Source organism: Vulcanisaeta distributa JCM 11216 (assembly GCF_001315985.1).
Lineage (GTDB): Archaea > Thermoproteota > Thermoprotei > Thermoproteales > Thermocladiaceae > Vulcanisaeta > Vulcanisaeta distributa_E.
Genome location: NZ_BBBI01000006.1, coordinates 1 through 26514, shown reverse-complemented (window position 1 = coordinate 26514; position 26514 = coordinate 1). Strand labels below are relative to the sequence as shown.

The window sequence follows — 26514 nt, the reverse complement described above, 5'->3', positions numbered from 1 at the left end:
ATTAATGATCAATGAGCAAAAGAGTTATTTTTCTAGTTATTGGGCTTGTATTATTAATAATTGGTATATTAATAATCACGTTATCATTAACTCAGCATCAAGTCACCATACAGATGCCGGTAAATGCATCATCGCCGGCATACCTATTACTAAGTAATTGGAAAAACCTGAGCATATACATATCCACAGGCTATCCAATACCAAAGCCAATACTAAATGGTGAATCCTCAAGGCCACCATCAATCCTTCAGGTATTTTACGGAAAGTATGGGTTACTTAATATCAACGTCACGATTATGGGCTTAGGAAATACCAGCGAGGCGTATCTTGCGCTTAATAACACGGTCATTATAAAAGGTAGCAATGGCGAAGTATCAATATTCACACCGCCAAATTACACGGCGATAGCCATGATAGGTGAGTCCAATGAGCCATTGACGATTGAGGTTTTCTTACCTGGGTCATACGTTTATGAGACAATTAATGATACTTATGTTATGGTTAAGTCACCATTTCCCCTCAGCATTTACTCGAATTGCGGGATCACAGTAAGGGGGGGTGTGGGCTATTGGACGGTACTTAGTATCCATGGTAATTACACATACATAGTGCTCAATCTCGGCAGTGGGACGATTATTCCAATTAATGAATTAGCTAGCATTAATAATAATGAGGTTAGCAATTGGCTTGGATTAGCTAGAAAACCTAGGTTGAGCGGTGCATTGCTTACTGAGTATTACTTGAGTCTCCTCCTGCTGATGGATGATCAGAACCCAGTCACTGGGGGGATTTGTCGCATCACCGGAGCCCGTATACTTCTACACCTGGGTTAGGGACTCATCATTCGCGGCAATGGCGCTTCAGGCCGCCGGTTATTATGGACCGGCAATGAAGTACTGGCTGTGGATGTGCAGCGCGCAAAACCCAAGTGGCACTTGGTATACACGCTATGACTTCTGGAGCGGGGAGCCGGATACCTCATTTGGCATACCTGAGTATGATAGTGTTGGTCTATTCCAAATAGGTGTTTGGCAATTCTATGAGTATACCCACAATAAGTCATTCCTACTGGCGGTGCTACCCTGCATCAACAAGTCCCTAAGTTGGGAGTTGAGGAGTATTGAGGATAATGATGGCTTAATACCCAAGGACCTAAGCATTTGGGAGAGCAACTACGCCTACAACTTCTGGACCCAGGCAATTGATGACCTAGGCCTATACGCCTCAGCACAGATATACAGGGCATTGGGTCTCAACAACACGGAGATACTCAGGGCGGCCGATGAATTAAACGCCACGATACAGAGATACTTCTACACCGGCAAGTTCTACTCGCAGGCCATTACAAGCACCGTTGTTTACACGAGCAATGGCTCTCAAGTCACGTACGTACCCAATGGAATACCTGACTCGTCAGCGATTCTACCCATAGCCATGGGACTAATGAACCCACGTAGCACTGAGGCATTAAGCACTGTCGAAACAATAACGCATGTATTAACGGTTAATGGAGGGTTAGCGAGGTTCCCCCCCGGCGATGATTACCACTACGATTCAAGCCTTTACGACAGTACGGCGCCAGACCCACCCTGGTTGATAACCACGTTATTCCTGGCCATGTACTACGAGGACCTTGGAAACTACACGGGCGTGCACAATATATTAGCATGGTGCGTTGAGCATTCACAGCATGGCCTATTGCCCGAGGCCATTGACCCAAGGCTTGGCTACCCATTACAGACGACATCGCCACTAACCTGGTCAGCCGCTATGTATGTAATTACGGCAGTTAATTATATCCCGTCACAAAAACCCGTGGTTATAATACTAATACTTACTATGATCATCATCATTTTATTGGCAATGGTTATGTCCATAGTTTATGGAAGAAAAGGGTCTAAACGAGCCTAATGGTCTCCCCCCCATTATTCATGAATATTGTTGGTATCTTCAACTGGAGCTCCAGGGTTAGGGCTAGGTTCATTATCTTGCTTGGTTCGCCGTGGACAAGCATTATCTTATGAGGCTTCGGCTCCATGTTCCTAGCGTAATTAATCAACTGTCTCCTATCACTGTGCCCCCCCGAGAAGCCCGGTATCGACTCAACCTTCATCTTAACATCAAGCGTCACCCTATCCGAGTAATACCTAACAGTCAACTTCCTCTCGCCCTGCTGAATCCTCCTACCAATCGTGTTCTCGGCCTGGTACGAGACAAACAATAACATGTTCCTCTCATCCTCGGCAGCGTGCACGAAGTAGTCCATTATTGGTCCTCCATTGAGCATGCCGTGTGGGGGGCCAGTATGACTGCTGGTGGTCCCTGGAGTATCTCCATGACCTGCTCCTTACGCTTCTCAGGGTCCCTGGCCCTCTCGATTGGCTTAACGTACTCACTCAGGAATGGTTTATGCCGTCGTATATCATCTCCCTGAGGGTCCTATTCAGGTAGTCGGGGAACATTAGGTGTACGTTTAGTGTTTCCAGCACCATCCCATCGACGTAGATTGGATCTTGGGTAACTGCTTATTGTTAATGGCTTCATTAAGCACCAGGAGTATTTCCTGGGCCCTACCCGTGCTGAACACGGGTATCAAAACCTTACCCTCATGCTCAACGGTGTGCTTAACCAAATCAACAAGCCTTTGCTCACTTTCCTGCCTTGGCGGTTGAATATCCTCCTTGCCACCGTAGGTACTCTCCATAATGAGCAACTCAGCCCTCTTGAACTTATTATGGGCTGGGTTCAGGAGCCTCGTTGGTCCGTACTTCATGTCTCCCGTGTAGATGATGTTGTAAAGGCCATTACCAATGTGTAGGTGCACCACGGCTGAGCCAACCTCATGACCCGCGTCGAAGAGCATCAACTTCGTGTCCGGTGATATGTCCGTTGGGTGATCAGCGTAGTTAAGGGTTATCGTGTGGTAGAGGGCTTGGGCAAGGTCCTGCCTACTATACGGTGGAACCCTACCCTCAGACTCCGCCTGCTCAATATAGTCAGTGAGTAGCACCTCCATTAGGTACTTGGTCGGCTCCGTCATGTAGACCGGGCCCTTATAGCCATACTTGAATAGGTATGGTACATAGCCGATGTGGTCCATGTGCGCGTGGGTTATGACTACGGCGTCTAGGGTGTCCAGGTCTAGTTCATCAAGTAATGGTGCCTCATCTCCCGAGCTTGATGGCTTAACGCCGCAGTCCAGGAGTATTGAGCTTTCCTTCGTCCTTATGAGTATGGCGCTCCTACCAACCTCCATCTGAGCGCCTAGGCCGGTAACTGTTATCCTGGCATCCCTGTAAATGGGCTCCCTATGAATCCTCATTCCAAGCCTCCTAAGGAACTCGAGCCTATCCTTTGCCGTGGCCAATTGTATCTGCTTAACGGCATCTATATCCGACCTAGGCAGTCCAGCGCCCATTTCTAGGGCCGTGGGTATTATCCAGGGCTTCCAGCCAGTCTCAGCCAGTATCTCCTTCTCCAACTTACTCCTCTCCCTAACGGGCTTCTTCAGGTATACATAGACCTCACCGGTCGGTTCGTCAACCACAATATCATCGATTATGTTTGAGCCCACGCTCTTAGTTACCATATCCGTTATGGCCCTCTTCAACTTATCAACCTCCCTAATCCTAACCTTCGGATCACCCCCCCTAATGATTATGTACTTCTTCAACTCCTTAGCCAGGGTCTTTATGTACTCGCTGTGCTCCATCACGTACCTTGGGTTCATCACGTAAATAATTACGTTAGGCCCCCCCTCAAAGTCCACCCTAGAAAACTTGGCTTCGGGCGGTAGGATCTCCATAATCTTCTTCTCCATCTCCTCCTTTAAGGATGCCATACTCAAAACCTCAAGAACTGGGGGGGAACGAGTACCGCAGGCACTTAAAAAATTATCTCTAAAGAAGCATGGGAAATAACAAGCAATGCGTCTCGGAAATCCGATAACGAAAACCTAATAAGACAGCAGGCAAAGCCTAAGGACATGCCGAGGGAGGAGTACACAAGGTATAGGGCGAGCGACGGTAGCGAATTAACAGCCTTCCAGGTAACGCCGGACACGACGTATAGGTCAGCCGTGATTGTAATACACGAGATATTCGGCATCACGGAATTCATAAGGAATATAGCCAGGAGACTGGCAGGCCTTGGCTACCTGGCCATCGCACCAAACCTATACTCTAGGAGGGCTGACGTATTTACTGAGCAAAACATCGCAGGCGTAATGAGGAGGTTTTGGTCCCTACCGCCGGAGAGGAGGGCTGATCCAAAGGCAATCAGTGAGTTAATGAGCTCGTTATCGCCGACAGAGAGGGAGATAGTGCAGGAACTAGTCGTTAATAGGGAAGCCACTGAGGAGAGGATGGTCAGGGACATAGTGGACACGTACAACTACGTAAAGAGTACGTACAAGGTGGAGAGAGTGGGCATAATAGGCTTTTGCATGGGCGGCGGCCTGGCCTTTGAGGCATCGACTAGGGTGCCCCCCCTTGACGCATCGGTGATTTACTACGGTAGGAACCCGAAGAATTTAAACGACATAGCCAAGATCAAGGGGGGGCAATACTGGCTATTTACGCCAGCGAGGACCCAGCCATAAACCAGGGAATACCAGACCTAATAAAGGCCGTACTAACCCACAAACCAAGGTTCGAGATGGCCTTCTACCCAGGCACGTACCACGCCTTCGCCACCGAGGGCGGGCCAGTATACAATGAGACGGCCGCGAAAGACGCCTGGGAAAGGACGGTTAACTTCTTCAGGAAGTACCTGGGTTGATGGGCATGGGTGGTGAAAAGGAACAAAGGTGGACTGGGAACACCATCACCGACTGCTTCCTAACATGGGTGGAAATACTAAAGCAAAAGGAAGGGAAGGGCCAGACCGAGAACAAGGGTGGCAATGATTAATTATAAAACCTATTCACCTACCGAGTTCCCACCAAGTCCTCAGTAGTGGTTTGGCAGCCAAGCCTAGCCATGGCGACATTAATACTTCGCGATCTCCCATCATCACCATTACCCACGGCCTCCCTCAGCATCTCAGTCAGTTTTCCACATACCACGGCCCTAACCCAATCATGCCTCATCACCTCACCCTGCCTTACACGCACGCGCTCATGCCACCACCCCCCCACGGAGTAACACTCGCAATAATCCCCCCCAGGGCCCTAAGACTCTCCAAAACCCTCGCGATTTCGGCTCCATCCTTGCGGACGGCCACTAACTCTACATAACCGTCACGAACTCTCACCGTCATTTTCACACTGCCAATAATCACGGAGGACCTACCCTTCGGCCTATAACCCACGCCAGCCAACCCAATCAATTGCCTAAGCTTAACAGCATCGCTCAATCGAGCCAAATCCCCCCCCAATAATAACCCCCCCCAAACACGGGATCACCCACCCACTCCCTAGCCAACTTAGCAGCCCTCGAAGACCTAACCCTAACAACCCACTCCCCACCCCATACTCACCACCCCCCCTAAAACCCAACCCCCCCCTCAACCTCTCAATAATCGGCCCCCCCCACATCACGTACTTACCACCACCCATGAACAACCGAATCTCCCTCACATCATACTCATCCTGAACATCGACATTACCATCACCAAACACAGCAAACAACAAAAACCACAAAAACAACCAATCATCAAAACCAACAACCTCCCCCCCAACAAAACCACGCTTAACATCAACAACACTCCTACCCTTAAACTTATAATCAATGGATGTCAAGAACCACGTAATGGTTATGCCCCCATCATTTATATTAATACTCTTCACATATATACTATTTTTGCCCGGAAATATCAATGGCCATATAATGCCTTGCCAAAGGTGGGTCGTGCTCATTTCAGAGTATCCATCCCTATCAACAGTACCATCCGTCAATAACAACCCATATTGCATGGCTCTTAATACATTATTGTCAAACAGCCTTGGCGATATAACGTGAATACCCTGATATTAGTAAGCATTAGTCTCACGGTTATACCACGGTTCCTAGGAAATTTCTCAACTACGACTATTAGATGCCCAGCATATAAATAAATAGAAAAGCCTTCCTCCTCTTTATTTAATTCACCATTAACTAATACAGTTACTTCGCTCTTCACTAACTTAATTATCAACTCCTCAAGCTCAAGCCTTCCCCTCATAAGCCACCTTTTCCTAACCCTCCTCAGAAGCCTTAACATTGTGCTGGAAACGGTAAGTAAAGCCTTCCTAAGCTCAATAATAGTCCTCTCCGCATTATCAAGCTGTCCCGGATTATTAACTTCACTTAACCTCGATCTCAAATAACCGATAAAGTTTTCCAACTCATCAATATACATATCGAATGGAGTCCTCTCATTACCTAGCAAAACATCCCTATACTTCTCAACCCTTCTAAGAAACTTCCCAACTAAATTCAATACCTCACTTCTCGTAACCTCATCAACTTCACCACCACATGTCAAACGCCTTCTACCCCCCCTAATCCTCACACCCCCCCGGCAAACCCTAATCCTATCAAAGACCGCATTAATCATCCACGGACTTAATTCTTAACTCGATTAATAAGGCACTTTCATCATGGCTAAGTTGATTTTAAGCCAAATAGAAAGTAAAAACGCACCATATAGCTTAGGAACGTCACTGTTAAGAACACAATAGTCAATATATTAACATAATAGATAATAGCAGAAAGAAGATACGTTATCGTAAAGGACAAAGCATCACCCCCCCTTATCCATAAAGCGAATCATCAGTAAAAGCTTAAAAACTACATTAAGTTTATGAAGAGCGGGGGGGCCGTAGTCTAGCCTGGCTAGGATATGCGGACATCGCACCTAAAGCTCGGCTTGGATGTCCACCACCGGGACATTGCTTGAAACCGGTGGTGGCGGGGGGGTATGCCCGAGTGATCCCGGGTTCAAATCCCGGCGGCCCCCCCACCACGTTTGTTCATGCTGCTGGTTTTGTCTTTAGCCTGGTTTTTCTGTGTGTTGGGGATTTCCGTGTCGTTTTTCTTGATGAGGGTTACGATTGTTGTTGCCTTTTTGTTCAGGTGCTTGATCATTGCTTCGTCAATGTTTCTCTCGATTATTCCGTCGATTGTCTTAGATCTCCGCCTGTCACGTGGTCATTAGTAATGCCTCGGTGGGTTTTAGCCTCTTTTCAATGGGGGGGTCTGGTGTCAGGCCGAGTTGTTCCATGGTTACTGAACCAAGTAGGTATATGCCCTCGTCACCGAAGATGGCTGGCGTTGCTGATGCCGTGAATCCATCAATCTCAATGCCCACCTCACCCAATGGTCTCTCAATAATCCTACCGTCAGCCAGCCTAGGCCTAACCGTCCTAGTGGCTTGATGCCTAAATCCTCGAGTATCCTGCTGGGTATTACGGTGTACGTTGAGCCTGTATCCACGAGTAGGTCAACCGTGGTTGACCTCGCTGGTTCCCTAACGTTCCAAATGCGCGCTTTGACGCTGAATACGCCCATGGCTGACTCGGTCACTTATTATTTCCATCATTTATTTATTTTTTAGCTCTTACCTACCTAATCTTTAGGTTCTGAATGCCGCACCTATCAGTGGCTCGGCTGGGCAGTACTTATTGTCCACCTTGACTATCCAGGCTGAATCAAGTAATTGCCTTAAGTACTCGCTTATCCTTGAGTCGCTAATCTCCATGCCGAGCTCCACCTCAAGCCCATTCTTAATCTCACTCCAACCCGCGCATTCCCTCGCCACGATCCTCATTATCGTCAAGTACCTATCCCTCGCAGCCACCTTATCGGTTAGGAAGTTATTGAATTCCTGCCTTATCAACGCTATCGCGTAGCTCACGGTCTCATTAATCGCCTTATTTAGGTCCCTATATTCATAGTACCTAAGGCCAAAGTACGTGAGCCAACCTGGGATGCCGCCAAGCCTCTCATACACAGCATCGAAATCCCTAAACTCAATACCCAACTCCTCGAAACCCCCCCGCCTCAGGAATTCAGCAACCTGGTCCCTGGTGAAAGGCGATAACTCCACAACGCCCATCGCCCGACCAAAGAGTGGCGACTCAGGATCCCTAATCCTAAGGAACCTATAGAGGAGCCCCATTTTTGAGCCACTTACTATGAACCTAATCCTCCTCAAATTATCGTATGCATAGGCAAGGACTGGCAATACGTTGAAGCCCCCCCTCGCCTTAACAAGCTCCTGGGCCTCGTCGAACACAATAACAACGCCATTACTAGCCCAATCATTTAAGGCATCAAGTAATGAGGCAAGGGAAACCCTGCCACTGCCCTTCCAGGAGAAGAGGACTTGATTACCCATAATACTAACGCCACTTATGTTCCTAAGGAAGTCGATCAACCCAGGAAATCTACTGGTGAGATTGTTAACCTCACGTTGAATCTCAAGGACGAAGTCCCTATATGACAGGTACTGCCTCTCCTCAAACTTCCTTAAGTCGATATATATCGATGGTAGACCCAGTTCCCTGATAGCTACGAGTATTAAGGAGGACTTACCGACCCTACGAAAACCAAGAACCAGGGTAATGGGTAAACCCAACCTACCGACATACTCAATAACCCTGCTAAGCTCAACCTCCCTATCGAAGAGATCATACTTGGTATACTTTGGCCGTAAATCAAAGAGCACTTCCACCCCCCCCGGAAGTAACTTCTGCCCCCCCAGAAGTTTATAAGGGTATTTCGTAATGGCTTAATTCATGCTAAGGCGTCACTGCGCCATTCAATAACTTGTTTAGTTCCTTGTCCCTTAGGTACATCCTCCTATACAGCGCTATTGGGTAATCTGCATGAATTAACTTGTCGTGGGTAATATCATTGGGTTGCGTGAGTACTACCCTGCGGTCTTGATGAAGTACGTAGATGTTAAAGGGCATCAGCAACTTGGTTATTGCCCTATCCATCGCCCTGACGCCGGTCACCCTCATGTAAAGCCTTACGTAGATCCTAGTACTACCCGAGTCAATGGGTGCGAAGAAGGCTATAACTCATGTTCCTGGATATGTAATTCTCCCAAACATTCGGTATATGAACCAGAGGTAATTCCTCAACCCACTGGCGTTTATTTGACTACTCCTCAGTGGTTTTTGTCCTCTATCGACCTCATTGAATGGGTAAATAATGAAGGAGTAATCATCAAGGACCTTGACCAGTGGACCGTGAACCAGGGTCTTACCACCCCTACCAATGGTGTTATAATGAACGAAGGGCAGGTGAAACACATCAAGCTGATTCTCAACGGCCCTCGGCAGGGACACACCCCACACCTCACTATACTCAGAGTACGCACTTAGCCCGTCTAAATCGTCGAAGAACCTCGGCGGCTTACTCGGTCCCCCCCACTGCCGTACCAAAGCCAGATAATGCCGTGGGCCTCATACACTGGGATGGAAAATGCCCTTAGGTACTTCGGTATTTCGGATGAGCTGCCCAGGGCAGGGACCTTAACAGCCCTCCCAGAGCCGTCGAATTCGAAGCCGTGGTACGGGCATTGAATATTGCCATTAACTACCTTACCCAGTGAGAGTTTGGCATGCCTGTGCGGGCAGTCATCAAGCAGCGCATTAACTCTTCCCGACTTGTCACGCCAAAATACCAGGTTCATGCTCAGCCTCTTGACACCAAGGGGGGGCTATCCCTCCCTATCTCACTTGATGAAAGTATAGCAATCCACATGGTATATGCAAGCATTAATTTTAGGTCTTAGTTAATAAATTTAATCACAACAGTGAAAATCTACGCATGTATAAGTAGTATTGCCTTCCCTGGGCTAAGGTTTAATAAGTACCGTGATGGTGACGTTGGCGGCATGAGCAAGCCAATCAACGAGTTAATATCACTCAGGGGGGGAAGGAGGGCCCTCATAACTGGTGCAGCCTCTGGGATGGGTAGGGCCATGGCACTTAGGTTCGCCGAGGCAGGGGCGTCCCTATACCTCGTTGACGTAAATGAGGCCGGGCTTAATGACGTGGCTAATGAGATCAGGAGTAGGTTTGGCGTTGACGTTAGTACCTACCGCGTCGACCTATCCAGGAAGAAGGAGATAGACGCCCTATGGGACTCCATTAAGGGTAGGGAACCTGACATTCTCGTTAATAACGCGGGCATTTACGAATTCGTGGATTTCCTAGAGGTTGATGAGGAGGCCCTGGAGAGGACGCTTGCCGTGAACCTGAAGTCAGTCTTCTACATGTGCCAGGGCATGATAAGGGGGCAGGGGGGGTGATAGGGGGGGCGGCGTAATAATAAACATTGGATCCATAGAGTCAATACTACCCTTCGCAAGGAACCTGGTGCACTACGACATGAGCAAGATGGGCATAATAGCACTCACCAGGGCCCTCGCCAAGGAATACGGGCCGAAGGGCTTCAGGATAAACGTGATAATCGCCGGCGGAATAAACACACCAGGCGTCCAGAGACTAAGGCAGGAGGCCATACTGAAGTTGAGGATTGACGTAATAAGGACCGGCATTGAATACTTCATGAGGGTACCACTCAAGAGACTTGGCGATCCAGACGAGGTCGCCAGGGTAGCGCTATTCCTCGCCTCGGACATGGCGAGTTACGTGCATGGAGCCGCAATACCAGTCGACGGAGGCTTCCTCTCCGCGTAACTAAACACAACTAACCTCCAACAACATATTCACAGGCCAAGCCCGCATTCCTCAGCCCCTCCCCAAAACCGCAGACCTAAGCATTGTCGACTTACCAGCACCACTAGGGCCAAGCAGAGCTACGGCCTCACCGCACTCTACTTCAAAACCAACACCATTCAAGGCAGGGATACCGCCAAACCTCTTAACAAGCCCATTCGCAGCCATGCACATGCGCATTCATAATCATGACGACGCTAATAAGCCTTACGCTCACGACATTAGTAATGCTTTTAGACAAAAGTAATAATAATTCATGTATGAATCATGACAATCAAAGAATAATCACAAGATTAGCCAGGCACTAATCGCGGTTGGCGTGGCACTCATCGCCCTGGGCTCTATCGGCCTATACTCAGTGATTAACCACGCAATAATGCCTTCTTCATACGTCAATACCGATCTAGGCCTCATAACCATTGGCTTAATCTACCTAACCACGGGACCCCCCCTAATGATCAGGGCCACAAGAAATAAGGACCACGCAAAAACAGCCCTACCAATCACCGCAATCGCCATTGGCGCACCACCTGGAATACTCATGGGACTAAGTATATATCACATAACAATCCTAGGACCAATCATCACACTAATCACACTAATACTCACAATACTATCAACATACGCATTAATACACACCATGACAAACCACGGACTAAGCACAACAGCCATGCTAAACATGGGAATAATCACAACATCCCTAGGCACACCCCTAATGCTCACCTGGTCAAGCACAGCAGGTAGCATAATAACAGCAACAGGACTAGCATTAACAGCCACGGGACTCCAGCAACACCTAAACAAGGCACGAGGATACCAGCCCATCAAAGCACCAGAGACTTTAAGAACAGCCAATACAAACTAATTCATATTACTCACCAGAGCCCCCATACTCAATGTATATGTCACCAGGCCCATTAACAACGACCCTAAAATAATCATCACCAACCCTCAACCTACCACCATCCCTATACACGTAAGTCACCCCCCCCACATGCAAATCACCAACAACATCAATAAAACCCCCCCTCCTAAGAACCTCACGCAGAACATCCTCAAAGGAAGCATCACCACCCACCCCCCCCAAAGACCATGGGCGGTACGTCCAAGCCAACATCATAAATAATGAGACAGGGATCACGAAACGCCGCACCCTCACCACACTCAATACCAAAATCCCTAACAATCCCAAGGGCCAACCTACGGACAAACCTACCAACATTAAGGACAACACCACGGTAATTACGATAAGCACCCAAGTAATCAACATACAAAACCCTCAACAAACTCAACAAAGCCCCCCCAGCCTGCCTCCTACCAATCGGAGCCTCAATAATGAAATCACCAAAGGCAACAACAAACCTCGACCTACCCATCAAAAACTAAACACAACCAGGTATAAAAATTAATTCCACCCCCCCACCAAATACAGCAATTAAGCAGAAGTATATAAAGGATTAAACAGAGGATTGAACGATAATCACCCACAACATCGCGATAGTATTATCAATGCACGTCCGTACTTACTACGTTATAGTCATGACAATTCATCATAGCAATTAAACAAGCACTGTCTTAACAAACTACCTTGATAACCTATGGTCTCATTTCTCCATTACAAAGCCTTAAAAACCCTTACTTCCCGGGCATAGGTTCAATACCGGTATATGATTAACCATAATTTAACGACTCTCTTCAAATAATTTCCTAGCTTCACTGAACATCGCCTTAACCCTATTCACACCAACCCTCACATAATCCACCGTAAGTTTACCCTCATGAAAACCCCCCCACACATGAAGATCATACGCAGCATTCCAACCATCAACCACCCAATCACCTAGGCTCTTCGCCAAGGTCTTACTAGCCATACTAAGCAAGTACGTGTGCCACCTACCCTCCTCCAAGGCCCTTTGATACTCCGGCGTCCTAAACCTCTCAGCAAGCGCCTTAACAACCTCCTCAGCCGCTCTATACGCTTTCTCCGACGCCTGAACAGCATCACCCTTAGCGAGATACTCCTCACACTCCCTTAGGTAAACCTCAGCGAGTCTCATCCTCTCCCTAGAACTCTCACTAAGATCCTTCATACCCAAGGCATCAAGCAACACCTCATTAACGTCAATCCCCCCTCTCCATAAGCAAGCAGAAAATGCATGAGACAGCATAATCCACAACCACCTCATCCTTCTATTCTCTTTAGAGAATTTCCGTATTGCTCCTCCAACTCGATATTCAACTGCGATAGCGACTGCGACCTTCTATTCTCTTTAGAGAATTTCAGGTTCGTATTCGGCACGGGGGTTGGCTACACAACGAGGGAGACCTTCTATTCTCTTTAGAGAATTTCATGACTGGTTGGACACTTACGTTGCTTATGTACGCCTTGTTCATACTGCCTTCTATTCTCTTTAGAGAATTTCTCAATTGAAATCCCGGGCCCGCCCCCCCCACTACCAATGTGGTAGTCCTTCTATTCTCTTTAGAGAATTTCCCGAGGTACTTAGCTACGAGTTCTGCTAGGGTCGTCTTTCCCGTCCCAGCCCTTCTATTCTCTTTAGAGAATTTCATTACACGTGTAATCACGACTGGGTACTCATCATGAAGCCTAACCCTTCTATTCTCTTTAGAGAATTTCGTACTTATTAAAATACTTTGCCCATAAGAAGTTACCGTGTACGCCTTCTATTCTCTTTAGAGAATTTCGCACTCATTTATGAAGCTGACAGCAACGGCAATTACTATCTAACTCCTTCTATTCTCTTTAGAGAATTTCCAACTTTCTTAAATACTTTCTTTCCAATGTTGATATTCTCAATGCCTTCTATTCTCTTTAGAGAATTTCTTAATCCGCTTTAGGAAAGTGGTTAAGCAACGCATTAATGACGTAAACCTTCTATTCTCTTTAGAGAATTTCTTGGGTAAAATCACTGGGAACAATAACGACTCAATACTAAACTACCTCCTTCTATTCTCTTTAGAGAATTTCTCCCCCCCTCAATAATACTAATACCAATTGCGATTCATGAGAAGCTCTACCCTTCTATTCTCTTTAGAGAATTTCAATGCCTGCAAGGATACCTTCAGGGCTAAGAAGGTCATTGGTGGTAAGCCTTCTATTCTCTTTAGAGAATTTCAGACCTTTCTCTCGTTGTCTATGTAATCAAATAGTTTTGTAACGAGTCCTTCTATTCTCTTTAGAGAATTTCCCTCCTCGAGAGGAGGAACATCAGTAAGGACCCGGAGAGGGACATACCCTTCTATTCTCTTTAGAGAATTTCTTACAAATACTCCTGGGTATCAGAAGGGAATAACCTTCTCGATTAATCCTTCTATTCTCTTTAGAGAATTTCTCATAATCATACTAATAGCGTTGATTGGTGCATTGAAGTCGTAGTCCTTCTATTCTCTTTAGAGAATTTCGCGTTATTGTTATCCCGAGAGTGATTAGTATGGCTTATTTCGTAGACTCCTTCTATTCTCTTTAGAGAATTTCGGAGTGGTTTGGCCTTGGCCCTGTTTGTTGGTTTTTTTCCATCATTAATTATTCCTTCTATTCTCTTTAGAGAATTTCTGAGACGTTACTATTTAAGCTTTCTTATAAGCCTTTCTTCACACGGGTCTGCCCATCATTGGAAGAGGTATACCCACGAACATCTACGATACGCACTTGTTCCCACGAACTACCCAACGACGGTAATTCACGTTCTAACAATTACAATCAATCCCACATGAACATACCTGTTCCCCACGACCCAACCACACCACCAATAACCACCTCCCACACCACAATCAATCCCACATAAACGCAGGTGTTCCTACGGTCACCGTTTATTGACCCTCGATAGGCGTTTCGTATCCACGATATCGGCAACCACATAACCGAGGCCCAAGGCCCTATTCTTACCCACACCATAGGCATTAACCACATCAAGAAGAAGCCTAAACAAGCCGGGCCTATCCGTGTACGTGACATACTCAGCAAAACCCTCAAAGGCAGGCACCCTCCTACCCCCCCTACCAAGGTTAAGATCAACTTTCCTAACCCTCATGTCGAGAACCTCCGTGTTAAAGGCTAAATCCCTAACAAAACCCTTAAAATCGGCATCATTAATAATGCCAATTAACGGCTCACCACCCCCCCTACTAACCAACAAATCACCACCCCCCCTCAAAACCCTAACAAGCGTAGAAGCAGCCGAAGACAAAAACCTAGAAGGACTAGGCCAAGCAACATAATGACTCCTAAAAATAAACGAAGTAGGCCAAAACCTAACACGCCAACGAAAAACAGCCCTGTAGTCATCATGATCACGCATCTCCAGCTTGGCTTCATTAACCTCGGTGCTAATTACCTTAATGGCCTCACCATTACTTAACCTAAGTTCACCCTTAACAAATAAGCTAGGTACAATAGAGCAATCAACCTCAGAACATATTAGGGAAACCCTAACATTATAGGGCTCACCAGGTATAAGCCTACTAACTACATTGCCTTTAATGTTAAGTATTGGAGATACCGTGAACGGCTTCTCTCTAGCGGTATGAGGAATATTAAAACCCGCACCACTTAATACCTCACTAACCAAGCGATTAACAAAACGACCACACCACGTATTAAACGTAACCTCCCAATCAACGGTAAAAGCAACCTTAATAAGTAAACCAATCACCACGCAATTATACTATACCTGTTAATAAATGCTTCAGGCACATAAAAATGTTCTCCATATGGTTAAAAACTATGTTTCTAATAATGCATTAACTAAGTTTTGTGCTACACTAAGATAAGGTCTACATACATTTTTCTCATCTTTTTTCACATTTAATAGACCTATAATTTCTCTAGCAATGTCATATATATGTTCCTTTATTACGTTATTAATTACAGCTTCGTTCAATTTAGCAAGAATAGTTGGTCCATCTTCGTTTTTAAGGAAGCATTCGTTTAGAATTTTCGGCCACTGTGGTATATAGTACTTAATACCTGATACCGTCTTTAGTAATCCCTCTATATTAACCTGGATATAATTCGGTATTCTCATGAAGTTTCCACTTTTTTCATAAACCCATATTAATGCATCCATATTCTCAAATGCATAGAGGGTTTCTCCGAAAGATAACGCTATTAATGGTACTGCAAGAATTGGAATATCTAAATTAAATTCATTATATTTATATTCAAACGCTCTCTGCACTAGCATAATATCGATTAAATCAGCCTTAATTGATGGAACTAGGGATACCATTATTGAACTAATTCTATTGCCTTTATTAATCCTTAATATGAATACCCCGTAAGCAAGGCCCATGTTAGCAAGTAGGAAACATGTAGGACACACCATGTATTGTACATTTTCCTTGACTACGTAATCCTTACTGAGGTATTTACCATAAATGGGGCCTAATGGTAGATATACCGTTGAATTTACTTTAGATGATCTTCTACCCTCATTGCTGCTTACTGCATGATCTATATCTGCATAAATTTTTATTGTCTTAAATTCCTTAATTGCGCTTTGTAATGAATCGAACCAACTCCTAAGGTTCTGTTTAGTCGAATTGACGTTGGATGCCCAAATCTTTTTAATGATTAATCCAATAGGCTCTTCTCTTTCAATAGTAGCGTTACTCAGTTCTTGCAATGTTTTAAGCGTTCTTTTTGCTTTATCCTCGTCTATTTCATCATCGATGATTATTTTGAATCTCTCACCAATCCTCTCCACGGATCCATGCCTAGCCCCCCCTGCCCAAACCAAGTACCTAACCATGCCATGCATAATCAACGAGTCCGTGACTAGGTTATGCCCTGGTGTGTAGAGTTCAAGGGGGGGCATTGCCTATCACCTTGTTGATTGTATTCTTAATCTCATCGATACTTACTGGTTCAGCGCCTCTAGATACTCTTTCAACTATCCAATTACCCTCATCCTCCTTACTTCCACCCCTAAGTGTATTAGCGGCTATGGAATCCGCTAACGTTATTAAATGAAGTACTGAGGCCACCTTGGCTCTACGTATGAGCAGATCCTCTAAAGGCCCCCCACACTTGCCCACGCAATCATATCTTTAATGGAATATATGATGTCATCAATTTTAATACCATTATTTAACCAATGGTTTATAAACCCCCCCATAACGTCATTAGTAAGTTCATCATTTACGAGTCCTTCTCTTGTTAGGAAGTTCTTTAGTAATTCATTGAACGTCTGCTTAACGTCGCAATTGGGTTTGAGTTTATTCCCAAATGCATTAAGGGTTCTTTTGATGTTACTTATCGTTAGGTACCTCTCACCTAGTTCGCCCACGTATACTCCCATTAGGATGTTTTCATGATGAAGAGTTACAGCTAATGATAGAACCATTCTCACATCCTCAGGTGCTTTCTCGAGAATTTTGTACATGGCATAGCCGCTAAATATTTCGTGCCTAAAGTTTCTGCGACTATTCCCATACGCGTCTGTGAGTTTTCCAATGTCATGAATAGCCAGGCTACGGCTATTGGGTCAAATTCTAGCTTACCTAATACTCTATCCAATACCTTCCCATAGTAAGGCTTAATGATTCTCCAGACTGCACAGCTGCCTTTATATGATCTTCGTATCTCTCCTTATTGTATGAGTAGCAGATGCTCATTAAATCATCACCTCTTACGGCCCTTTCCGCCTTTTTTCTTAGTTGTGGCTTGTTGGCTTGGTTTAAGTAGCTCGGTGTTTAATCCCGTATAATGTTGATATATTTGCAGATTATCAACTTCACTAAGTATTGCTATTAATGGTGGTGGATTCCATAATAAGTAATTTACTTCATCGTTTTTATTAATGTTTTCGAATATAAAAAAGTCAATATGCATATTCCTCTCCTCAGCCTTATTAATAAGATCAGTGGCTTTTTCATCCCTGTTGAATGTTAGTAGGTATATGCCCGGGGGGGAGGTAGCATTTCCTAAATTACTTACTAAACTTTGATATTTATTAAGCGGTCCCTCACGTAACTCAGAGATTGATAGTTTAAACATGTTCATGTGTACAGTGTCCTCGCTACATAATATCCTTACTTTATTATTTCTTGTTTCATAACGTACGCAGCCGCCATTCATTAATTGTGCTAGGGCCTTATCTACGCTCATATCACTGTCATAATGTATTAGCTTATCAACATCAAGTATAACAACCTCTACATAGTAGGATGGCCTTATCAGGAATTCGTATGCTTCCTCATCAGGAGGATAGGCGAAGAGGTGTAGGTTTTCTAAATAGTCCATAGATTTATGGAAAAGTTCATCGCCTCTGCTGGATATTTTCTCGACTAAGTCACTTGTGTACACGCTATCTAATAAGTTCGATACGGCATTAACGTCACTAAAATCAATTGTTTTTAGCCTATTGATTTGATTGTGAGTCACTTTGATTATCTCGTCATTGTAAGGCGCTGGGCTTTCAAGTTGCGTAAAAATCGTGGCCTCGCCTTTTACGCCTCTCCTACCTACTCTGCCTATTCTCTGGATTAAGCTATCCATTGGCGATGATTCCGTGTATAACCTATTGAAGGAGAAATCTATGCCTACCTCAACGGCCTGGGTTCCAACCAGTATGAAGCCCGTGCCTTTTTCACTATTGCGTAGATTCTCAGCATTACTTATTCTCCTGTACACCTCCTCTCTATCACTTCTCGTCATTAATGAGTGTATGAGGGCAACTTTACCCTCATTATTCTTATCACACCTCTCTCTTAACCTCTCATACGCATTGCGAGCCCTATCCACAGTATTTAGTATCACTATTGAGAAGTCGTTGCACGGTATCGTATCTATATTCTCGATTAGTAATGAATCCACTATGTTAACGGTTACTTGACGCATAGGTCCATTAATCGTTATTTCCCTTATACTATCATCACTGCATAATTCAGTGAATTCTTTCTTAATGGACTTTGGTAATGTCGCGGTGGCGAAGATAACTAACCCACCAGCCTTAACAATGCTACAAATAACCCTGGCAAGCACCCTAGACCCCCCCAGGAATGCCTCATCCTGTATTAAATGCGCCTCATCAAATATCACCAACGAATTCATTATTAACCCAGCGGGTAATGTATACCTACCCGTCTCAACCCCACGCTCTCTCCAGGTTTGAACCCTCCTGGCTACATAACCATAGATCAGCGTATCTACGGTAGTTAAGGTTATCGGTGCCGTGTATAGAAACGTCTTATTAATTACCTCTCCATGATCCTCACCGATCTTCAACGATTTATTAACCAATTTAGCGTAGATTTCCAGCCTATCCCTCATCTGCCTAAGCAATGCGTGCATCGGCTCAACCCAGTAAAGCCTACCCGCAAACCAATCCTTCATACGCCACTGCATTAGGAATACGGAGGCCAGGATCTCCGTCTTACCACTGCCCGTCGGCGCCTTAAGAATCACTAATTTGCCCCTATCGGCGCTGTTTAATTCATTATAAATGTCCTCAGCAGCTTGGCCTGTCTCTTTAGGTACTCTTCATTCACCGTACACTTACTCCTATCACGCTTTGTTGCGCACCACTCAATTATGAAGTCCCTAATCAACTCTTCGAAATTGGCATTCACCAATCATCACCGCCAGGAAATACTATATTCACGCCATTAAGCCTAGCACATAGTGTATCGCCGCCATAGCTCATCATTGATGGGTAATAAACATCACCCCCCCTGCTACCAGATATGATGGGTAATGCGAACGTGGATTCATTACCCACTTCATCAGTGGCCTTGACTACCGTGAACCCGCCACTGATACGGTTTTGGTCATACTTAACAATTACATTAACATTCCTATCATTGCACCTTTCCGCGTTAGTAACGGTTACTGAAATCGTGGATGCCCAAGACTCACTATTGCCAAACCTACCCATAAGCCATGATGCACGTTTTAATAAGTCAATGGAATCATCATCTCTAGGTATTATCAATACGGTTCTTGAGTGTGATAACGCGAATTCCCTAATCATCGCATCTAAGAACCCCCTTAAACTCCTCAATATTTGCCGGCATCCTATTTTCCTCAAGCACACCCCTAATCACACGTAACACCAAACTCCACTTAACTATGGGTAGCCCATCCTCTATTATCGATGTATCGCGCGCCTTAAGGACGTGCTTCCTCGTAAAATCGAGACATTCTTTAACGCGGTCACGCCATACCTGCCCCCCCGACTTACCGCAATAGCCTAATACAGAGAATGCGTAGGATATGGAGCCTATTAGGGTTGATGGTGGAATTAATGGGTAAGAAACGGCGACTTGGTAGGTTTCGGGTATCCTTATGGAGTATATAGGCATTATTTTAACAAGTAGAACCTTCATCAAAACCGCCTACTTGTATTTCGCAATCATATCCTCAACCTCCTTAATAACCTCATCAAACAGGTCTTTAAGATTATCGTGAACCTTCACGGACATATTCTTGAACGCGGTAAAGGACTTACACTCGCTTATTCCATAGCAATGAACGTATACGTGAGCTTCACTTACGATAGATGCGTAGGTCTCTAATACGGTGATCGACTGCTTAACATAGTCAGGGTAAGCACCATGCACCAGGTTAGGTATTGGTGCATCGGAAACTGCTATGATCAACTCCTTTAAGTCACTTATAGGCAATGAGCGTGCCTGCTTAGAGCCACTGCCCATTAACATGTTTAAAACTGCCAATATTGACGCCCTAGCCCTCCTCTTTCTCTCTTCATCTACATTCGCATTATTAGGTAATTTGCTTATAATACTGCCATCACCCTCATACCTAGGTCTCAAAACCCACCCAAGGTCCATACTCATGGCGAAGCATATAAAGGTCCTGACACATATTCTTGCTTAAACACCATCATACCTTCGCCCTCTCCTTTTGTGACTTGCTTAGGAACAACCCTATTATGTTGAACTGCAAACTTGACGACATTTTCAACATTATCGATAGCTAACACGGGTATGGCATGACTAACCTCAATAAGTGAATCCCTCTTAAGCTGCTTATCAGGTATTAAAAACCCATGTAAGTCATTACAAAGGTCAATTATGGCATCTTGTTCACTATCAGCGGATGCAAGAGAACCAGAGTCCATTTGATTTACAGTATATTTATATCCTCTTAATCCAACCCCATGCTTGCATAGAATATTTAATAATGAACCTTTCAATTTCACGTATTCTTGAGCAAGATAAACGGCATGCCAATGCTTAAGGGCGTTTCCCGTGATTATGGGTACACTATCATAAACCCTATATGTACTACCATTTGGAACAACTATCTTAGCAGTAGCAACCTGATTATAATTACCAATATTGCCCGATCCAGTTAGGGCTGAAACCTCCACCGTAAATCTACCAGTAACCTTAACGTAAGGTGGGTATGCCATGGTTATCACCTCATACTTTCTTCACACTCACTAATCTTAACCACGTTATTATCTGGTGCTAATGCATATGCCGCAAAGCGCTTAATTTCAATACGTACGTCCTTAATATTTTTAAGATAATTGTACAATTCATCCTGTCTCTTAAACCACCATTGTAATCCACCCATGACATTTGTTATCACACTCCTACAATCATCTCTATTCACCTTATTCTTAAGGTCATTAAGGTCGTTCAGAGTCTTGGTCACTAGCCTGGAGATTTTAGATAATGCGTCGATTAGGGTCTCGAGTTTAGGGTTGTTAGCTAGTTCATCAAGAATATCGTATGCTTGTTCACGGTGTATAACAATCCTCACAATATCGGCAGCGTCTTTCACATAATCCCTAGTCTCTTGGGAAACTGATTGTTGACTCATATTTTCACTAACTGAACTGCTGAGGCAGTTTTATATACTTAATTGCGCTATTCTGCTCAATTTATGGAGAAGTTGAATGTTAGGAAGTGTGTGGTTGTTAGTGTTGGTTTTTATCCGGGGTAATGCGAAGCAGGCGTTGGTTAGGGCTGGGCCTGTGGGGTGGTGATGTGGTTTTTCTGGTTAATAGTGAGCCTAGGGTTGTGCCTGAGGAGGTGCTTAGGGGGGGTGGTAGGAGGCAGCCTACTGAGGCTATGGAGGTTCTTCGTAGGTTTGTTAATGAGTTGGATAGTGGGGGGGTTGAGGTTGTTGATGTTTGGCTTGATCCTAGGGATGGGGGGTTGCCAATAGTGTGGCTGGTCTTAGGTCGTTGGTTGAGGGTTATGCGCCGTGTAGGGTCATTATTGGTATGGCTGGTGGTTTTAGGTGGCTTAGTGTTGCTTTGATGTTTTTGGCGTTGGCCTTGTCCTCGGTTGGTCGTTACGTGGGCGTCGCTGTGGATAGTGTCTTTGTTATGCTTGAGGAGGAGAGTCCGTCGGTTAGGGCCTTGTTTAGGAATGTTGAGGAGAGGGTTATTCCCTGGCCTGTTGTGCCTCGGTTAGCCGATTTAACGTATGATGAGTACAGGGTCCTCAAGCTAATAGGCAGTGGCATGCATAGGGCTAAGGATATACATGGCGAACTCAATAGGGATTGTAAGAAGCCCGGGGGGGTTGTGTGTCCATGGCCACGGTTCAGAGGATTCTCGTGAAGCTCATTAGGAAGGGGGGGTTGATAGGTTATGAGAAGAGGGGGGGTAAGGCCCATTACTACGGGTTGAAGCCTCTAGGCCTTATGCTCGTGGGTGTGGCAAAGGCTCCGCGTGAGGAGTCGCAGGCCTAGTCATTAATAGGGTCATTGGAACACTGGCGTTGTTTAGAAATTGAACGCAAGGCTAAACCAGGGTTGTTCATTATTAAATCACGGTGTCATTTATCGTGGGAACAGGCTTGTTTATGTGAAATAGAACGCAAACAACAGAACATTGACGAGCTTATAAGGTATACCGTGGGAACAGGCACGCACCATGCATGTTCGTGGGTATGCATGTTCCGATAGTTATAAGTATTGTGTGAAGAAAGGCTTATAAGTAAGCTTAAATAGTAACGTCTCAGAAATTCTCTAAAGAGAATAGAAGGAATAAGTATGTTCCATCAAGTGGTTCAATATCAACAACAACAAGTGGGAAATTCTCTAAAGAGAATAGAAGGATGCCGATAGACCCAGGCATAAACACTAATTATTATAGTAATTACGAAATTCTCTAAAGAGAATAGAAGGGTCTATAACATAGACTAACTAGTTTATAAGCATTTCTCTCCGTGAAAGAAATTCTCTAAAGAGAATAGAAGGATGATTGCACAGCAATCAACCGTGGAAGTGAGTACTTAATAAACTTCCGAAATTCTCTAAAGAGAATAGAAGGTGTTATGACTACGACGGTTGCTAAAACGATTAGCAACACAATCAGAAATTCTCTAAAGAGAATAGAAGGAACGCGTGACAATGTCAGAATTCGTTAGAAGATTAATTAGGACGTACGGAAATTCTCTAAAGAGAATAGAAGGGCGTCGTGGTCTCCTAATCCTTTTGCATTGACGGGTTGGACAATGTGAAATTCTCTAAAGAGAATAGAAGGTTGTTTTATTTCCTTGCTGTCTCATGTTGATGACGAGCATCGTGAAATTCTCTAAAGAGAATAGAAGGGAACGGCATGTTTAGTGACTTAGCCACCCTGTATGCAATGAAGCGAAATTCTCTAAAGAGAATAGAAGGTTCATAGAGGATGAAGCAAGGAGGCACCACAAGATAGTGGACCCAGATATTCTCTAAAGAGAATAGAAGGAGCCCTAAGTATTGGATGCATCCTCCTGGCAAAGAGTACGTTGATATTCTCTAAAGAGAATAGAAGGTGTGGCTCACCGCTAAGGGTTAAGTTCTACGGTGAGGTAACGGATATTCTCTAAAGAGAATAGAAGGGTCCTAGATGCATGAAGTCCTGTGGGCCTTGCCTCAGTAGCAATTGCAAGATATTCTCTAAAGAGAATAGGGTTGTGGTTTATGGTGGGCATATGTTTTTGTAGTAGCAGGTTTTGCATTTTGCTTTGTTTGTTGTTTTTGGTGGTGGTTCTTGGTTTTGTATGTGTTTTTTCATTTCTTGGATTGTTCTTTTTATCCATGTTTTTAGGTTTGGTGTGGGTTTTATGGTTATTGTTGTTTGTTTTTCTTGGTTTATGATTATTATTTTGTCTACGGTGACTTTCATTGTTTCTTCTACGGCTATTGTGTATGCTATTGTTTGGGCTAGTATGTGGTTGTATTTTTGTGTGTAGTTTCTTTTTGTTTCCTATGTTTAGTTTTGTTTCTATTATGGTTGCCCTGTTTCCGTTTATTGCTATGGCGTCTACCCTGCCCACTATGCCGAGGCTTGTGGACTTTACTGGTACTTCTAGTTTTATTTCTCCCTGTATTCCCTGTTGTTTTATGGCTTTGGTTATGTTTTCTGTATTTGTTGTTTGTTTTGCGTATTTCATGGATTCTGTGGGTGGTTCTTTCATTATCATTAGTTTTAGGTATGCCTGCCTTGGGCAGTACGTGTATTCCTTCACCATGCTTATTGGTATGTAGTCCATCATATCACCGTTGGTTCGTTTGGTATTGCTAGGTTTGCGGTGCCTAGTTTTATTGCGTTGTTTAGTGTTTGTGTGTCAATTATTAGTATTATTACGGAGTCTTCCTTGTCCATGAGTCTAGTTAGTGCTCTTGCCGTGTCCTTGGCTAGGGCGCTGCCGCCTCTGGCTATGTATAGGCTTCTTTGTGCTCTTATGTAGCCCATTGCCTTTAGTTTGTTCATTATTTCGAGTCTCCTCTTATCGTTGCTTACGTCGTATGAGACGATTACATACATTTAGAACACCCAGGTGAAGCATTCGTAGTCCTTCACGTTGCCTTCCCTGATTATTGAGGCTAGGTGCCAGGTCTCGTGTTTCATTATCTCTGTTAGTGGTGTCTTTCTGTTGGTTTTTGGGTTTATGTAGTCCCTGTTTAGGTTATTTAGTATTACTCGGGCCACGGCTCTTCTTGAGTCGTAGTCTAGGAAGCCGTTTACGGTGTTTAGCTTGATATCGCTTATCTCCGTTATTAGTGGCTTATCCACGGCTACTGGCCTGAAGATCTCGACTATGTCGAAGACAAGTGATGGTTTTCCGCTCTTTATTGTATGGAGTATGCTAGGTATGGGTCTAGCCCGGCCATTATTAGGTACTTTTCCATTGTTGAGTAGAGTATTCCGTAGCCGTAGTTTAGGGCTAGGTTCATGAGGTCTGTGCCCTCGGGGGGGTTCCTGCCGTGGAACCCAAGCCAGTTGGGTAGTAATGATGTTACGACGTCCCAGTACGCATTGGCTGCCTTGGCCTCGATGCTTTCGATGACTTCTGGGTTTAGCTTATTGGTTTCTATGGACATTAGTTGTGTTGCCATTGATGATATTGAGTAGGCTATGTCGTTTAATGAGGGTTCCCTGCGGCTTTTGGCGAAGTACCTGACAAGCCTTGCCTGGTTCTCGATCTTGCATGCGATGATTCTGCGTGCTAGTTCAAGTCTTGTTTCGTTGTTTAGGAATAGTTCGTATTGCCTTATCCTGGTTATAACGGTTTTGTTTATGATGGGTGGCGTAATAATGGCCGCGGGGTCCCCCCCAAGTGGGTTTAGGATTACTAGGTTTGTGCCTTTTGTGGCGAGTATTCTTATTGCCTTTGTGGATATTGAGGCTTTTGATGTTGCGATTATTACCTCCTCCGTGTTTGGTGGTAGTACCTGTTTGTTGCCATTCCTGCCCACTATTATTATTGTGCCTTTCCTTGCTATGATTCTTGTACCTGGTTCTGTTATGAATACTTCGTTAGCCATGGCAGACACCATAGAATGGGCAGGTCCTTGGGCAGGAGCTAGCGGGTCCTGGGTCGTCACCATGCTCGATTATTCTAGCCACGGTATCTCTCATGTCGAGGAACATCTTCCTTAGTGCATCGTCTATCTTGACAACCCTCCAGGTGAGTCTTGGCTTTCCGTTAATGCTTATATGAAGTACTACGCCTATGTCCACTGGGTGGCCGATCCAAGCCTCTATGGCTAGTGCGTATGCTGTGACGGCTATGTCCTTCCTATTAGTTAATTCTTCCGTTGGTGATGATGTCACTATTTCCACGGGTATGAAGCCCACGAGTATGTCGGGCTTAATAATGTCGGAGAGACCGATTGGCGCCCCCCCTGGTATTGCTGGTTCAACGCTGATTGGTATTCCCTCCTCACGGGTGTTGAGGGCCATGGTCACGGCCTTTATATAGACCTCGTATAGTTGGGTCCTGTACTTGATGCCTAGATCTCCGTACTCGTTGATTATGCTTTCGAATTTAGCGTCGAGTTGTGAGAATGGTATTGACTCTCTGAATGGTGTTAGGAATACCTCATGTACTAACCTGCCGAGTCTTAGGCTTTCGCTGTCCTCTATTGGTATCTTAGCGACGCGCCTTAGATATGCATCGCGCTTTGTTGGGCATGGTGATGATACCTCAGATACCGTTGGCCTAATGGAATGCCTTGGGACAACTGCGTCTCTAACCCAGCCTCTGATTTCTGCGTATGACCCGTTCTCCATCGTGGTTTTAATGTAGTCCCAAACCCACCTGGGCAGTACCATATGTTTTCTCAAACTTATTTATGTAATTTATTCTTAATTGTGAAATACATATCAATTAATTGAGAAACAGAAATAAACCAATACCGAAGTTGCCAATGATTCTAATCCGCCATTACACGTTGACGCATTAACGCACCTGGAATTATGAAATCCCAGCGTGGGCATAGAGTTGTTGATTGTTGATGATTAGTGTGGTTTGTGTGTTGGTGTGGGATTTTGAGAGGCCATGTGTGGTTGTGTTTTTATTGTCTTGTCGATAGGTTTTTATTTTTGGTTGTTGGTTTTTGTTTG

The 26514-nt window shown here is 44.7% G+C and carries 34 protein-coding genes, 1 tRNA gene, 4 pseudogenes and 1 CRISPR repeat array; of the genes and pseudogenes, 10 read left to right on the top strand and 29 right to left on the bottom strand.

What is annotated here, in order from left to right; all coding sequences use genetic code 11:
- Nucleotides 1–11 precede the first annotated feature (11 nt).
- Nucleotides 12–833, top strand: a complete 822-nt coding sequence (locus JCM11216_RS17145) for a hypothetical protein (protein WP_243675471.1) — start codon at nucleotides 12–14, stop codon at nucleotides 831–833.
- On the top strand, nucleotides 763–1911 hold the full coding sequence (locus JCM11216_RS17140) for a hypothetical protein (protein WP_243675469.1): 1149 nt from the start codon (nucleotides 763–765) through the stop codon (nucleotides 1909–1911). Before JCM11216_RS17145 ends, JCM11216_RS17140 begins: the two co-directional genes overlap by 71 nt.
- Here the strand turns inward: JCM11216_RS17140 and JCM11216_RS17135 are convergent.
- Nucleotides 1898–2287 (bottom strand): MBL fold metallo-hydrolase RNA specificity domain-containing protein, encoded by a 390-nt coding sequence (locus tag JCM11216_RS17135; RefSeq protein ID WP_243675467.1) that lies wholly within the window; start codon nucleotides 2285–2287, stop codon nucleotides 1898–1900. The two genes, JCM11216_RS17140 and JCM11216_RS17135, sit on opposite strands and share 14 nt — an antisense overlap.
- Nucleotides 2288–2473: 186 nt before the next feature.
- Nucleotides 2474–3841, bottom strand: coding sequence for an MBL fold metallo-hydrolase (locus JCM11216_RS06245; RefSeq protein ID WP_243675466.1), 1368 nt, complete (start codon nucleotides 3839–3841; stop codon nucleotides 2474–2476).
- Nucleotides 3842–3985: 144 nt separating this feature from the next.
- On the opposite strand from JCM11216_RS06245, the gene JCM11216_RS06240 reads away from it, so the two are divergent.
- A complete protein-coding gene (locus JCM11216_RS06240; RefSeq protein WP_243675464.1) occupies nucleotides 3986–4600 on the top strand; it encodes a dienelactone hydrolase family protein in 615 nt (204 codons plus the stop codon).
- The gene (locus JCM11216_RS17130) at nucleotides 4597–4779 is read left to right on the top strand and encodes a dienelactone hydrolase family protein (protein WP_243675626.1); all 183 of its coding nucleotides are present in this window, start codon (nucleotides 4597–4599) and stop codon (nucleotides 4777–4779) included. Before JCM11216_RS06240 ends, JCM11216_RS17130 begins: the two co-directional genes overlap by 4 nt.
- A gap of 148 nt (nucleotides 4780–4927) precedes the next feature.
- Here JCM11216_RS17130 and JCM11216_RS06235 read toward each other — a convergent pair whose 3' ends face one another.
- The 4 genes from JCM11216_RS06235 to JCM11216_RS06220 all read right to left on the bottom strand — a co-directional run bounded on the left by JCM11216_RS06235 (nucleotide 4928) and on the right by JCM11216_RS06220 (nucleotide 6537).
- Nucleotides 4928–5113, bottom strand: coding sequence for a hypothetical protein (locus JCM11216_RS06235; RefSeq protein ID WP_054853650.1), 186 nt, complete (start codon nucleotides 5111–5113; stop codon nucleotides 4928–4930).
- Nucleotides 5104–5355, bottom strand: coding sequence for a hypothetical protein (locus tag JCM11216_RS06230; RefSeq protein ID WP_054853649.1), 252 nt, complete (start codon nucleotides 5353–5355; stop codon nucleotides 5104–5106). Before JCM11216_RS06230 ends, JCM11216_RS06235 begins: the two co-directional genes overlap by 10 nt.
- A complete protein-coding gene (locus tag JCM11216_RS06225; RefSeq protein ID WP_243675462.1) occupies nucleotides 5339–5788 on the bottom strand; it encodes a hypothetical protein in 450 nt (149 codons plus the stop codon). Before JCM11216_RS06225 ends, JCM11216_RS06230 begins: the two co-directional genes overlap by 17 nt.
- A 131-nt stretch (nucleotides 5789–5919) precedes the next feature.
- Nucleotides 5920–6537 carry a hypothetical protein gene (locus JCM11216_RS06220; RefSeq protein WP_054853647.1) on the bottom strand — a complete coding sequence of 206 codons (618 nt, stop codon included), beginning with the start codon at nucleotides 6535–6537 and terminating at the stop codon, nucleotides 5920–5922.
- Nucleotides 6538–6795: 258 nt separating this feature from the next.
- On the opposite strand from JCM11216_RS06220, the gene JCM11216_RS17125 reads away from it, so the two are divergent.
- Nucleotides 6796–6942 (top strand) — tRNA-Pro (locus JCM11216_RS17125).
- Between the two features lie 180 nt (nucleotides 6943–7122).
- On the opposite strand, the gene JCM11216_RS17120 is transcribed toward JCM11216_RS17125, so the two are convergent.
- The 5 genes from JCM11216_RS17120 to JCM11216_RS17105 all read right to left on the bottom strand — a co-directional run bounded on the left by JCM11216_RS17120 (nucleotide 7123) and on the right by JCM11216_RS17105 (nucleotide 9624).
- The gene (locus tag JCM11216_RS17120) at nucleotides 7123–7290 is read right to left on the bottom strand and encodes a hypothetical protein (RefSeq protein WP_243675460.1); all 168 of its coding nucleotides are present in this window, start codon (nucleotides 7288–7290) and stop codon (nucleotides 7123–7125) included.
- A 264-nt stretch (nucleotides 7291–7554) separates the two neighbouring features.
- On the bottom strand, nucleotides 7555–8655 hold the full coding sequence (locus JCM11216_RS06210; protein ID WP_243675458.1) for an ATP-binding protein: 1101 nt from the start codon (nucleotides 8653–8655) through the stop codon (nucleotides 7555–7557).
- Between the two features lie 67 nt (nucleotides 8656–8722).
- Complete coding sequence (locus tag JCM11216_RS17115; RefSeq protein ID WP_243675457.1) at nucleotides 8723–8947, bottom strand: hypothetical protein; 225 nt, start codon at nucleotides 8945–8947, stop codon at nucleotides 8723–8725.
- A 60-nt stretch (nucleotides 8948–9007) separates the two neighbouring features.
- Nucleotides 9008–9277 (bottom strand): hypothetical protein, encoded by a 270-nt coding sequence (locus tag JCM11216_RS17110; RefSeq protein ID WP_243675456.1) that lies wholly within the window; start codon nucleotides 9275–9277, stop codon nucleotides 9008–9010.
- A gap of 41 nt (nucleotides 9278–9318) precedes the next feature.
- On the bottom strand, nucleotides 9319–9624 hold the full coding sequence (locus tag JCM11216_RS17105; RefSeq protein ID WP_243675455.1) for a Rieske 2Fe-2S domain-containing protein: 306 nt from the start codon (nucleotides 9622–9624) through the stop codon (nucleotides 9319–9321).
- Nucleotides 9625–9915: 291 nt separating this feature from the next.
- On the opposite strand from JCM11216_RS17105, the pseudogene JCM11216_RS06200 reads away from it, so the two are divergent.
- Nucleotides 9916–10636, top strand: a pseudogene (locus tag JCM11216_RS06200) (SDR family oxidoreductase).
- A gap of 51 nt (nucleotides 10637–10687) precedes the next feature.
- Here the strand turns inward: JCM11216_RS06200 and JCM11216_RS17100 are convergent.
- Nucleotides 10688–10849, bottom strand: coding sequence for an ATP-binding cassette domain-containing protein (locus JCM11216_RS17100; RefSeq protein ID WP_243675453.1), 162 nt, complete (start codon nucleotides 10847–10849; stop codon nucleotides 10688–10690).
- A gap of 145 nt (nucleotides 10850–10994) precedes the next feature.
- Between JCM11216_RS17100 and JCM11216_RS17095 the strand changes: the two genes are divergently transcribed.
- The gene (locus JCM11216_RS17095; protein WP_243675452.1) at nucleotides 10995–11540 is read left to right on the top strand and encodes a hypothetical protein; all 546 of its coding nucleotides are present in this window, start codon (nucleotides 10995–10997) and stop codon (nucleotides 11538–11540) included.
- Nucleotides 11541–11546: 6 nt separating this feature from the next.
- Here the strand turns inward: JCM11216_RS17095 and JCM11216_RS17090 are convergent, their stop codons facing one another.
- The 12 genes and pseudogenes from JCM11216_RS17090 to JCM11216_RS06140 all read right to left on the bottom strand — a co-directional run bounded on the left by JCM11216_RS17090 (nucleotide 11547) and on the right by JCM11216_RS06140 (nucleotide 21488).
- Nucleotides 11547–11753, bottom strand: coding sequence for a hypothetical protein (locus JCM11216_RS17090; protein ID WP_243675450.1), 207 nt, complete (start codon nucleotides 11751–11753; stop codon nucleotides 11547–11549).
- Entirely contained in the window at nucleotides 11743–12051 is a 309-nt protein-coding gene (locus tag JCM11216_RS17085) for a hypothetical protein (RefSeq protein WP_243675449.1), read from the bottom strand. Before JCM11216_RS17085 ends, JCM11216_RS17090 begins: the two co-directional genes overlap by 11 nt.
- Nucleotides 12052–12357: 306 nt before the next feature.
- Nucleotides 12358–12843, bottom strand: coding sequence for a PaREP1 family protein (locus JCM11216_RS06185; RefSeq protein ID WP_054853741.1), 486 nt, complete (start codon nucleotides 12841–12843; stop codon nucleotides 12358–12360).
- Between the two features lie 18 nt (nucleotides 12844–12861).
- Nucleotides 12862–14249: a CRISPR direct-repeat array (repeat unit 25 nt; unit sequence CCTTCTATTCTCTTTAGAGAATTTC).
- Between the two features lie 250 nt (nucleotides 14250–14499).
- Nucleotides 14500–15348 carry a CRISPR system precrRNA processing endoribonuclease RAMP protein Cas6 gene (gene cas6, locus JCM11216_RS06180; RefSeq protein WP_243675447.1) on the bottom strand — a complete coding sequence of 283 codons (849 nt, stop codon included), beginning with the start codon at nucleotides 15346–15348 and terminating at the stop codon, nucleotides 14500–14502.
- A gap of 69 nt (nucleotides 15349–15417) precedes the next feature.
- The gene (locus tag JCM11216_RS06175) at nucleotides 15418–16446 is read right to left on the bottom strand and encodes a hypothetical protein (protein WP_243675446.1); all 1029 of its coding nucleotides are present in this window, start codon (nucleotides 16444–16446) and stop codon (nucleotides 15418–15420) included.
- A 52-nt stretch (nucleotides 16447–16498) separates the two neighbouring features.
- On the bottom strand, nucleotides 16499–16732 hold the full coding sequence (locus JCM11216_RS06170) for a hypothetical protein (protein ID WP_243675444.1): 234 nt from the start codon (nucleotides 16730–16732) through the stop codon (nucleotides 16499–16501).
- Complete coding sequence (locus tag JCM11216_RS06165; RefSeq protein WP_243675442.1) at nucleotides 16708–16983, bottom strand: hypothetical protein; 276 nt, start codon at nucleotides 16981–16983, stop codon at nucleotides 16708–16710. The genes JCM11216_RS06170 and JCM11216_RS06165 overlap by 25 nt, the downstream gene beginning before the upstream one ends.
- A gap of 335 nt (nucleotides 16984–17318) precedes the next feature.
- Nucleotides 17319–19103 carry a CRISPR-associated helicase Cas3' gene (cas3, locus tag JCM11216_RS06160; RefSeq protein WP_054853641.1) on the bottom strand — a complete coding sequence of 595 codons (1785 nt, stop codon included), beginning with the start codon at nucleotides 19101–19103 and terminating at the stop codon, nucleotides 17319–17321.
- Nucleotides 19104–19126: 23 nt separating this feature from the next.
- Entirely contained in the window at nucleotides 19127–19267 is a 141-nt protein-coding gene (locus JCM11216_RS17080) for a hypothetical protein (RefSeq protein ID WP_243675440.1), read from the bottom strand.
- Nucleotides 19264–19999 (bottom strand): annotated as a pseudogene (gene cas5a, locus JCM11216_RS17075) (type I-A CRISPR-associated protein Cas5a). The gene JCM11216_RS17080 and the pseudogene cas5a overlap by 4 nt, the downstream one beginning before the upstream one ends.
- 33 nt (nucleotides 20000–20032) lie before the next feature.
- Nucleotides 20033–21072: pseudogene (cas7a, locus tag JCM11216_RS06145) on the bottom strand (type I-A CRISPR-associated protein Cas7/Csa2).
- 5 nt (nucleotides 21073–21077) lie between these two features.
- Entirely contained in the window at nucleotides 21078–21488 is a 411-nt protein-coding gene (locus JCM11216_RS06140) for a hypothetical protein (protein WP_054853638.1), read from the bottom strand.
- Nucleotides 21489–21610: 122 nt separating this feature from the next.
- Between JCM11216_RS06140 and JCM11216_RS17070 the strand changes: the two genes are divergently transcribed.
- Genes JCM11216_RS17070 through JCM11216_RS17060 form a run of 3 tightly spaced genes read left to right on the top strand, consistent with a single transcriptional unit; the run spans nucleotide 21611 to nucleotide 22367 of the window.
- Complete coding sequence (locus tag JCM11216_RS17070) at nucleotides 21611–21931, top strand: hypothetical protein (RefSeq protein WP_243675438.1); 321 nt, start codon at nucleotides 21611–21613, stop codon at nucleotides 21929–21931.
- Entirely contained in the window at nucleotides 21838–22236 is a 399-nt protein-coding gene (locus JCM11216_RS17065; RefSeq protein ID WP_243675436.1) for a hypothetical protein, read from the top strand. Before JCM11216_RS17070 ends, JCM11216_RS17065 begins: the two co-directional genes overlap by 94 nt.
- Entirely contained in the window at nucleotides 22203–22367 is a 165-nt protein-coding gene (locus JCM11216_RS17060; RefSeq protein WP_243675435.1) for a hypothetical protein, read from the top strand. Before JCM11216_RS17065 ends, JCM11216_RS17060 begins: the two co-directional genes overlap by 34 nt.
- Before the next feature lie 1216 nt (nucleotides 22368–23583).
- Here JCM11216_RS17060 and JCM11216_RS17055 read toward each other — a convergent pair.
- The 5 genes and pseudogenes from JCM11216_RS17055 to cas4a form a co-directional block, all read right to left on the bottom strand.
- On the bottom strand, nucleotides 23584–23808 hold the full coding sequence (locus JCM11216_RS17055) for a Dna2/Cas4 domain-containing protein (RefSeq protein ID WP_243675625.1): 225 nt from the start codon (nucleotides 23806–23808) through the stop codon (nucleotides 23584–23586).
- Between the two features lie 348 nt (nucleotides 23809–24156).
- Nucleotides 24157–24432: a CRISPR-associated endonuclease Cas2 gene (gene cas2 / locus JCM11216_RS06125; protein ID WP_054853636.1), complete on the bottom strand. Its 276-nt coding sequence runs from the start codon at nucleotides 24430–24432 to the stop codon at nucleotides 24157–24159.
- Nucleotides 24433–24681: a hypothetical protein gene (locus tag JCM11216_RS17050; RefSeq protein ID WP_243675634.1), complete on the bottom strand. Its 249-nt coding sequence runs from the start codon at nucleotides 24679–24681 to the stop codon at nucleotides 24433–24435.
- A gap of 15 nt (nucleotides 24682–24696) precedes the next feature.
- Nucleotides 24697–25433 (bottom strand): annotated as a pseudogene (gene cas1 / locus JCM11216_RS06120) (CRISPR-associated endonuclease Cas1); the annotation flags it as partial.
- Nucleotides 25426–26223: a type I-A CRISPR-associated protein Cas4/Csa1 gene (gene cas4a / locus JCM11216_RS06115; RefSeq protein ID WP_054853635.1), complete on the bottom strand. Its 798-nt coding sequence runs from the start codon at nucleotides 26221–26223 to the stop codon at nucleotides 25426–25428. The gene cas4a and the pseudogene cas1, both read right to left, overlap by 8 nt.
- Between the last annotated feature and the right edge of the window lie 291 nt (nucleotides 26224–26514).

Coding starts and splice junctions, on each gene's coding strand:
- JCM11216_RS17145 (WP_243675471.1), top strand. CDS start 12: ATGAGCAAAAGAGTTATTTTTCTAGTTATTGGGCTTGTATTATTAATA.
- JCM11216_RS17140 (WP_243675469.1), top strand. CDS start 763: ATGATCAGAACCCAGTCACTGGGGGGATTTGTCGCATCACCGGAGCCC.
- JCM11216_RS17135 (WP_243675467.1), bottom strand. CDS start 2,287: ATGCTCAATGGAGGACCAATAATGGACTACTTCGTGCACGCTGCCGAG.
- JCM11216_RS06245 (WP_243675466.1), bottom strand. CDS start 3,841: ATGGCATCCTTAAAGGAGGAGATGGAGAAGAAGATTATGGAGATCCTA.
- JCM11216_RS06240 (WP_243675464.1), top strand. CDS start 3,986: ATGCCGAGGGAGGAGTACACAAGGTATAGGGCGAGCGACGGTAGCGAA.
- JCM11216_RS06220 (WP_054853647.1), bottom strand. CDS start 6,537: ATGATTAATGCGGTCTTTGATAGGATTAGGGTTTGCCGGGGGGGTGTG.
- JCM11216_RS17115 (WP_243675457.1), bottom strand. CDS start 8,947: ATGAGGGTGACCGGCGTCAGGGCGATGGATAGGGCAATAACCAAGTTG.
- JCM11216_RS17105 (WP_243675455.1), bottom strand. CDS start 9,624: ATGAACCTGGTATTTTGGCGTGACAAGTCGGGAAGAGTTAATGCGCTG.
- JCM11216_RS17100 (WP_243675453.1), bottom strand. CDS start 10,849: ATGTGCATGGCTGCGAATGGGCTTGTTAAGAGGTTTGGCGGTATCCCT.
- JCM11216_RS17085 (WP_243675449.1), bottom strand. CDS start 12,051: ATGGGTAGGTCGAGGTTTGTTGTTGCCTTTGGTGATTTCATTATTGAG.
- JCM11216_RS06185 (WP_054853741.1), bottom strand. CDS start 12,843: ATGCTGTCTCATGCATTTTCTGCTTGCTTATGGAGAGGGGGGATTGAC.
- JCM11216_RS06175 (WP_243675446.1), bottom strand. CDS start 16,446: ATGGTTAGGTACTTGGTTTGGGCAGGGGGGGCTAGGCATGGATCCGTG.
- JCM11216_RS06140 (WP_054853638.1), bottom strand. CDS start 21,488: ATGAGTCAACAATCAGTTTCCCAAGAGACTAGGGATTATGTGAAAGAC.
- JCM11216_RS17070 (WP_243675438.1), top strand. CDS start 21,611: ATGCGAAGCAGGCGTTGGTTAGGGCTGGGCCTGTGGGGTGGTGATGTG.
- cas2 (WP_054853636.1), bottom strand. CDS start 24,432: ATGTATGTAATCGTCTCATACGACGTAAGCAACGATAAGAGGAGACTC.
- cas4a (WP_054853635.1), bottom strand. CDS start 26,223: ATGGTACTGCCCAGGTGGGTTTGGGACTACATTAAAACCACGATGGAG.